At 68.7% G+C, this 7,703-nt stretch carries 5 protein-coding genes and 4 pseudogenes; 4 read left to right on the top strand and 5 right to left on the bottom strand.

What is annotated here, in order from left to right; genetic code table 11:
- Positions 1-192: pseudogene (locus tag A5652_RS27370) on the bottom strand (adenylate/guanylate cyclase domain-containing protein); the annotation flags it as partial.
- Between A5652_RS27370 and A5652_RS02940 the strand changes: the two are divergent.
- A pseudogene (locus A5652_RS02940) lies at positions 185-505 on the top strand (adenylate/guanylate cyclase domain-containing protein); the annotation flags it as partial. The pseudogenes A5652_RS27370 and A5652_RS02940 sit on opposite strands and share 8 nt — an antisense overlap.
- A 31-nt stretch (positions 506-536) precedes the next feature.
- Positions 537-2,090, top strand: a complete 1,554-nt coding sequence (locus A5652_RS02935) for a leucyl aminopeptidase (RefSeq protein WP_067346465.1) — start codon at positions 537-539, stop codon at positions 2,088-2,090.
- 7 nt (positions 2,091-2,097) lie between these two features.
- Here A5652_RS02935 and A5652_RS02930 read toward each other — a convergent pair whose 3' ends face one another.
- Both A5652_RS02930 and A5652_RS02925 read right to left on the bottom strand, forming a co-directional pair.
- On the bottom strand, positions 2,098-3,693 hold the full coding sequence (locus A5652_RS02930) for an NAD(P)/FAD-dependent oxidoreductase (RefSeq protein ID WP_067346464.1): 1,596 nt from the start codon (positions 3,691-3,693) through the stop codon (positions 2,098-2,100).
- Entirely contained in the window at positions 3,690-4,139 is a 450-nt protein-coding gene (locus A5652_RS02925) for an SRPBCC family protein (RefSeq protein WP_067346462.1), read from the bottom strand. The genes A5652_RS02930 and A5652_RS02925 overlap by 4 nt, the downstream gene beginning before the upstream one ends.
- Before the next feature lie 142 nt (positions 4,140-4,281).
- Between A5652_RS02925 and A5652_RS02920 the strand changes: the two genes are divergently transcribed.
- Positions 4,282-4,623, top strand: a complete 342-nt coding sequence (locus A5652_RS02920) for an aminopeptidase (RefSeq protein WP_067346460.1) — start codon at positions 4,282-4,284, stop codon at positions 4,621-4,623.
- A gap of 7 nt (positions 4,624-4,630) precedes the next feature.
- On the opposite strand, the gene A5652_RS02915 is transcribed toward A5652_RS02920, so the two are convergent.
- Positions 4,631-6,409, bottom strand: coding sequence for an SDR family oxidoreductase (locus A5652_RS02915; RefSeq protein WP_067346457.1), 1,779 nt, complete (start codon positions 6,407-6,409; stop codon positions 4,631-4,633).
- 197 nt (positions 6,410-6,606) lie between these two features.
- Between A5652_RS02915 and A5652_RS29080 the strand changes: the two are divergent.
- A pseudogene (locus A5652_RS29080) lies at positions 6,607-7,641 on the top strand (biotin/lipoyl-containing protein); the annotation flags it as partial.
- On the opposite strand, the pseudogene A5652_RS29075 reads toward A5652_RS29080, so the two are convergent.
- Positions 7,628-7,703 (bottom strand): annotated as a pseudogene (locus A5652_RS29075) (hypothetical protein); the annotation flags it as partial. The pseudogenes A5652_RS29080 and A5652_RS29075 sit on opposite strands and share 14 nt — an antisense overlap.

Raw genomic sequence — 7,703 nt, 5'->3', positions numbered from 1 at the left:
TGCAGCATCGGGGGCCCGCGGGTGGTCGACGAGGTCGACCGCCGCCCTGGCGAGCTGCTCGGGCGACGCGCTCACCCACATCACTTCGTCGCCGATGAACTTCACCACCCGTCCGCCATCGCGAAGGACCACGTCCGAGACGGTTCCGGCGAACTCGTTGAGCAGGTCCGACAACTGCGCCGGGGTGAGCGCGTCGCCCGAGCAGCTCGCCAGGGCGGCGGTCGACCTCGTCGACCACCCGCGGGCCCGCGAGGAGGGTCTGCAGGTGCGCGCCGGCCTTGCCTACGGCAGCGTCCTGGCCATCAACGGCGACTACTTCGGCGGCCCGGTCAACTTGGCGGCGCGACTGGTGGCGGCCGCGAGTCCGAACCAGATCCTTGCCGACTCGGCGCTGCACGACGAGCTGCCGGACTGGCCCGCCGATGCTTACGGCCCGTTGATGCTCAAGGGATTTGACGACCCCGTGCCGGCTTTCGACCTGAGGGTCCGGACGCCACCGAGGTGAGGCCGCTCCGCGGTGACTAGGGTGATTACGCGTGAGTACCGAACCCGGATATCAGGCCCCTTCCGTCGCTGTCGCCTCCTCGCTGCCACGGCGCGCCGCCGCGTCCACCGTGCTGATCGTGCCGGTCGTCTCGACCGGCGAGGACGACAAGCCGGGCGCAGCCGTTGCGGCCACCCAGCCATTCCTGTCGTCCGGGGCGGTCGCTGAGATCGAATCGGGCCTGCGGGCGCTGGAGGCCACCGGCGGCGCCGAACAGGTGCACCGGCTGGTGGTGCCGTCACTGCCGGTGTCCAGCGTGCTCACGATCGGCCTGGGCAAACCGCGGCCTGAATGGCCGGCCGACACCATCCGTCGCGCCGCCGGTGTGGCCGCGCGGTCGCTCGGCAAGACCGAATCGGTGATCACCACGCTGGCCGAACTGCCCGGCGCGGGCGTCGTTGCGGCCGCCGTCGAGGGGCTGATCCTGGGCAGCTACCGGTTCACCGAATTCCGCAGCGACAAGACGGCCCCGAAAGACCAGGGGCTGGGCAAGATCACGGTGCTCGCCACCGCGAAGGACGCCAAGGACGACGCCGCGCACGCCGCCGCGGTGGCGACCGCCGTCGCCACCGCGCGCGACTTCGTCAACACCCCGCCCAGCCACCTCTTCCCTGCCGAATTCGCCAGGCGCGCAAAAGCTTTGGGTGAGTCTGTCGGCCTCGAGGTGGAAGTGCTGGACGACAAGGCGCTGCAGAAAGGCGGCTACGGGGGCATCATCGGCGTCGGGCAGGGCTCGTCACGTCCACCACGGCTGGTGCGCCTGACCCATCGCGGTTCGAAGCTGGCCAAAGCAAAGAAGGGCAAGGCTGTAAAGCGAGTCGCGCTGGTCGGCAAGGGCGTCACATTCGACACCGGCGGTATCTCGATCAAGCCGGCGTTGGGGATGCACCACATGACCTCTGACATGGGCGGTGCCGCCGCCGTGATCGCGACCGTCGCACTGGCCGCGCAGCGCAAACTTCCGATCGACGTGATCGCCACGGTACCGATGGCCGAGAACATGCCGTCGGCGACGGCGCAGCGCCCCGGCGACGTCCTGACGCAGTACGGCGGGATCACGGTCGAGGTGCAGAACACCGACGCGGAGGGCCGGCTCATCCTGGCCGACGCCATCGTGCGGGCGTGCGAGGACAACCCCGACTACCTGATCGAGACGTCCACGCTGACCGGCGCGCAGACGGTTGCGCTGGGCGCCCGGATCCCCGGGGTGATGGGCAGCGACGAGTTCCGCGACCGCGTCGCGTCGATCTCGCAGCAGGTCGGCGAAAACGGCTGGCCGATGCCGCTGCCCGACGAACTCAAGGAAGACCTGAAGTCCACGGTGGCCGACCTGTCGAACATCAGCGGGCAGCGCTTCGCCGGCATGCTGGTGGCCGGAGTGTTTCTGCGGGAATTCGTCGCCGAGGGCGTGAGCTGGGCCCACATCGACGTGGCCGGCCCGGCGTACAACACCGGCAGTCCGTGGGGCTACTCGCCCAAGGGCTCCACCGGGGTACCGACGCGGACCATGTTCGCGGTGCTCGAGGACATCGCCGACAAGGGCTAGTAAAGGGTTAGCCAGTCAGCCGTTTGAGCACGGCTCGACCCAATTTGCGGCGTGGCCAGCCCGTCGCGCCGTCGGCGGCCAGCGCGGCATTCGCCGCGTTACGCCCGCACGCGCCGTGCACCGAGCCACCCGGAGTCGCCGACGCGCTGCCCAAATAGAGCCCCTCGACCGGTGTTTCGGCTCGACCCATGCCGGGCGCGGGGCGGAAGACCAGCATCTGTTGCAATTGCGCGGTTCCGCCGTTGAGCGCCCCGAGATGCAGGTTGGCGTCGCTGGCCTCCAGATCCGACGGCCGCTGCACGAACCGGTCGATCACCGCCGAGCCGAAGCCCGGTGCATGCTCCTCGATGACGCGGTCCACCGCCGTGGCCAACTGGTCCGCGGAAGGGTCGTCAGACACATTCCGCGGCAAATGCGTGTAGGCCCAGACGCTTTCGGTTCCGGCCGGAGATCTGCTCGGGTCCGCGGTGGTGGTCTGGCCAAGCAACATGAATGGATGCTCGGGTATGACGCGGGTGTTCAAATCGGCCATCCAGCGAACCAGCCCGTCCCCGTCGGCCCCCAGATGGACCGTACCGACCGACCGCAGATTCTTGGCTCGCCACGGAATCGGTGTTGCCAGCGCATAGTTGACTTTCACCACCGGCGGATCCCACTCGTAGTGTTGGAGGTCGCGACGCAGTGCCGGCGGCACAGCATCGGCGGGCAGCATGTCGCAGAACAAGCGCGGCGCCGCCACGTCGGCCACCACCGCGCGGCGGGCAGCCACCGATCGGCCCTGCGTGGTGGTGACGCCGACCGCCCTTCCGCCCCGCACCTGGATGCGAGAAACGTTCTGGCCGCATTCGATTCGCGCTCCGGCCGAGCGGGCGCGATTCACCAGAGCCGCGGTGAGTTGACCCGATCCGCCGACCGGCACCGGCCAGCCGTGATCCTGGGCCAGCATCGTCATCAAAAAGCCCATGGCCCCGCTGATCGGCGCGTCCGGTGGGACGTCGGCGTGCATTGCATTGCCCAACAGCAACACTCGCGGTGCCTCACCCTCAAACAGTTGGCTGGCCATGGCATTGGCCGGCTGCACCAGCAGACGCGCCACCCGGACTGCTTCGGGCGTGCCGAGCCTGCGCAGCAGCGCGAGCAGCGGACGCACCGGCGGGAAGGGCGCGAGCATCGCGTCGAGCAGCGGGGCCTTGATCTTGTTCCACAGCTCCACCAGCCGCCACCAGTTCTCGCCGTCGGCGGCTGTTCGCCGCGCGAATTCCGCTGCCGTCTGGGCGGGATCGTGGTACACGATGGGCGGGTCGTCGTCGGCGGCATTGCGCGGGTGACCAACCACCGTGGGCGCATGCGACCACCGCAACCCGTGATCCTCCAAGTGCAGCGCCGCCATGGCCGGAGACGCCACCGTCATCGGATAGTAGGAACTGAACAGGTCGGTGACGTACCCCGGCGTCAGCTCGGCGCTGCGTACCGCTCCGCCCGGCTCGGGCTGGGCTTCCAGCACCAGCACGTCCCAGCCCGCGTCGGCCAGCATCGACGCCGCCACCAGTCCGTGGTGTCCCGCCCCGATGACTACGGCGTCGGCCGTGTCGCCCACGGTCACTTCACCTGGCTCGGCTCCAGGCGTTCCGACAACGCCGCCAGCCGCCACAAGCACTCTTTGTTGCGCGGATAGGCCGCCGCCAGCGCAAGCGAATCTGGGACGGCTGCCATCGGCCCTTCGGCCGGCACCTCGATCATCTCGATCCGGCAGCCCTCCGGAATCTCGTGCAGCAGCATGGTGATTCGCGCGGCACCCAGCGGACCCAGCCGGGCAAGCAGCACCAGCTTGTGCGGCGGTTCGCTTTCCTCCACGATCGTCGCGTCGTTGATCACCAGCGGCCAAATCCCGATCGAATGCCTTATCGAGGACCCCGGCTCCGGCCAGTTCGGATCGACGGCCCGCATGCGACTGTTCCCCACCACCCACTGGGTGTAGGTCCAGCCCTGGGCCAACACCTCCCACACCCGCTCACACGACTCGGGCACCTCACGCGTTGCAGTGATCACCTAGAAATCCCTCCATGTCTCGGCTACCGCGGCGGATACCCGGCAAACGCGGGGTTATTCGACCTCCACCTCGGGTTTACCGGCGCGGGACTGCGGATAATCTCCCTAGCGGTCGAAATCCTCGACGACGAAAGGCGAAACCATGACCGTGCGACGGTTGATCATCGGTGTGGGCGCCGTGCTGCTATTGGCCGGAATCATCGGACTGCTGGTGCCAGTGTCAGTCTCCGATAGCAACGGCCATTCGGTCGGCTGCGGAAACGCCGTGGCGACTGACCTTTCCGCGGCCAGAAGCGCCGACAACAGCAATGGATCCAATATCCCCATTCTGAACCAGATCATCCCGCACACCGACTACGTCGCGCAGTGCCAGTCGTCCGTTGGCAGCAGGCGCGCGTGGGCGATACCGCTGGCCGTGCTTGGGGTCGTCGCGATCGGCGCGACGTTGTTGACGGGACGTCGCGGGGCGGCACCGGGCGTTTAGCCCCGCCTCAGATCACCCGGATGCGTGCGGCGTTGCGCAGTCCCTGCGGCGCGACACGCGAAAGCCCGTACAGCGCATAGGCTTCCGGCGCCACCGGACGAATCGGCTTCTTCTTCTGGACCGATGACAGGATCGCGTTGGCGACCTTATCTGGGCCGTAGCGCCGCAGCGCGAACATCTTGCCCAGCTGGCCGCGCCGGCCGTCGACTGCGTCGGCCTGCTTGCCGGCGGGCGCGTCGAATCTCGTGGTGTTGATGATGTTGGTGTCGATGACGCCCGGGCAGATGGTGGTCAGGCCCACCCCGGCGGCGTCGAGCTCGGCGCGCAGGCAATCGGAGAACATGTAGGTCGCTGCCTTCGACGTGCAGTACGCGCTCAGCGACTGCAGCGGCGCGTAGGCCGCCATCGACGACACGTTGACGATGTAGCCGCCGGTGCCGCGCTCGACCATCCGCCGCGCGAACGACCGGCACCCGTTGACCACACCGCCCAGGTTGACGTCGAGCACCCTGTCAAACTGCTCGGCGGGGGTGTCCAGGAATCCGCCTGCGTGCCCGACGCCCGCGTTGTTGACGACGATGTCCGGGACGCCGTGTTCGGCGCTGACCCGCTCGGCGAACGACTCCACCGCCTGCGCGTCGGACACGTCGAGAACATAGGCGTGTGCGACGCCGCCGCGGGTGGCGATCTCGGCCGCCGTGGCCTTGACGGCGGCCTCGTCGATGTCGCTGATCACCAGCTCGGCGCCTTCGCGGGCGAAGGCGAACGCGGTCTCGCGGCCGATTCCGCTGCCGGCTCCGGTGACCGACACCAGGGTGTCGCCGAACGACCCGCGGGGACGCCCCACCTGCGCGCGCAGCAGCGCGCGGCTCGGTTGCTTCCCCTCGGCCTGGTCGGCGAACTCGTGCACCGCCGCCGCCATCACCTGGGGATGTGACATCGGCGAGAAGTGACCGGCCTGGATGTCGCGGCGCCACAGCCGCGGCACGAAGCGCGGGGTGTGGTCGTAGCCGTAGGGCCGCACGTACTTGTCCTTGGTGTTGACGATGAGCTGCACGGGCACGTCGATGACCGCGACGCCCTGCTTACGACCGGAGAACGATCGAAAGTAGTTGGCAGGGTATGTCTTTACCGACTGCGCGGCATCCCTGGCCAGTTTTTCGGAGTGGTGAATCTGCTCGACGGGGATGTTGTCGACCGCGTTGCGCCGCAACGCCGGGACCGCCATGGTCAGCCGGAGGAACAACGGCGCGAGCACCGGGATCGAGAAGAAGATCATGTAGGTCAGCCGCAACGCCTGGCTGATCGCCCGGAGGAAGGTGCGCGGCTTCCAGGGCGCCCGCAGGCCGCTGAAGATGTAATCGACCAGCTGATCCTGAGCTGGGCCGGACACCGACGTGAATGTGGCGACCCGGTCATTGGCGCCGGGACGCTTCAGGTAGTGCCACACCCCCACCGAGCCCCAGTCGTGGGCCAGCACGTGCACGGGCTGACCCGGGCTCAGCTCGCCGGTCACCGCCGCGAAGTCGTCGGCGAAGCGGTCCATGGTGTAGGCCGACACCGGCTTGGGCACCGACGACATGCCGACGCCGCGATTGTCGTAGCGGATGATCCGGAACCGCTCGGCCAGCAGCGGGACGACCCCGTCCCACAGCACATGCGAGTCGGGAAAGCCGTGTACCAGCACGACCGTGGGGCCCTCGGGGTTGCCCTCTTCGTAGACCGCGATGCGGGCGCCGTCGGCGCTGTCGACGAAATGCTGGGGTACTTGTTGTGATGGCGGCATCTCCGACCTTCCCGCGCTGGCTGTGTGGCCACACCGTAGCAAGCGTGATTGGCGTCACCCGACCAGCGCGGGGTATCCGCCCTGGATGCGTACCGACAAGGACGCAGTGACAGGATAGTTTTGGATTGCTACTTCGCCTTCCGCGAGCGAGCTGATCGACCCGCCCCGACCCACGAGCGATCGAGGAGTCAGAAAAGATGGCCTTCTCCGTCCAGATGCCGGCACTCGGTGAGAGCGTCACCGAGGGGACGGTCACCCGCTGGCTCAAGCAGGAAGGCGACACGGTCGAACTCGACGAACCGCTCGTCGAGGTGTCCACCGACAAGGTCGACACCGAAATCCCTTCGCCGGCCGCCGGTGTGCTGACCAAGATCGTCGCCCAAGAGGACGACACCGTCGAGGTGGGCGGCGAGCTGGCCGTGATCGGCGACGCCTCCGAGGGTGGCGCGGAAGGTGGCGACTCGCAACCGGCCGCGCCCGCGCCGAGCCAGCCGGAGCCGCAGACGCAGTCCGCCCCCGAGCCCGAGCCGGAGCCGGAGCCGGAGCCCCAAGCACAGCCTGAGCCGCAGACACAGGCGCAGCCGGAGCCCGCCCCCGCCCAGCAGAGTTCCGGTGGCGCCGACGCGACCCCGGTGTTGATGCCCGAACTCGGCGAGTCAGTGACCGAGGGCACCGTGACCCGCTGGCTCAAGAAGGTCGGTGATTCGGTCCAGGTCGACGACGCACTGGTGGAAGTGTCCACCGACAAGGTCGACACCGAGATCCCGTCACCGGTGGCCGGCGTGCTGATCAGCATCACCGCCGAGGAAGATGCCACCGTGCCCGTCGGTGGCGAGCTGGCGCGCATCGGCGCGGGTTCCGGCGCCGCGGCGCCCGCGGCACCGGCTGCCCCTCAGCCGCCGCCCGCGCCAGCCCCCAAGCCGCAACCGGCGCCCCAGCCCCAGGGGCAGCCCAAGCCCGAACCCACGCCGTCCCCCGCGCCGCAGCCGAAGCCCGCGCCCGAGCCGAAAGCCCAACCGGCGCAGCCCCAACCGGCGGACCAGCCGGCGAGCTCGGGGGTCGACGGCACTCCGTACGTGACGCCGCTGGTGCGAAAACTGGCCGCCGAAAACAACATCGACCTGAACTCGGTGACCGGCACCGGGGTGGGCGGTCGCATCCGTAAGCAAGACGTGCTGGCCGCGGCCCAACAGAAGCAACAGGCCACCCAGCCGCCCCCGGCCGGCCCTGCTCGTCGTCAAAGAGCCTGATGGAGTTGACTTCTCGAGCGTCGATACCTTCCAGGTTGACGCCG

Source organism: Mycobacterium sp. 1165178.9, from assembly GCF_001673555.1.
Classification (GTDB): Bacteria; Actinomycetota; Actinomycetes; order Mycobacteriales; family Mycobacteriaceae; genus Mycobacterium.
Note: the sequence above shows the minus strand (reverse complement) of the source record. Positions and strands in the feature narration are given on the sequence as shown.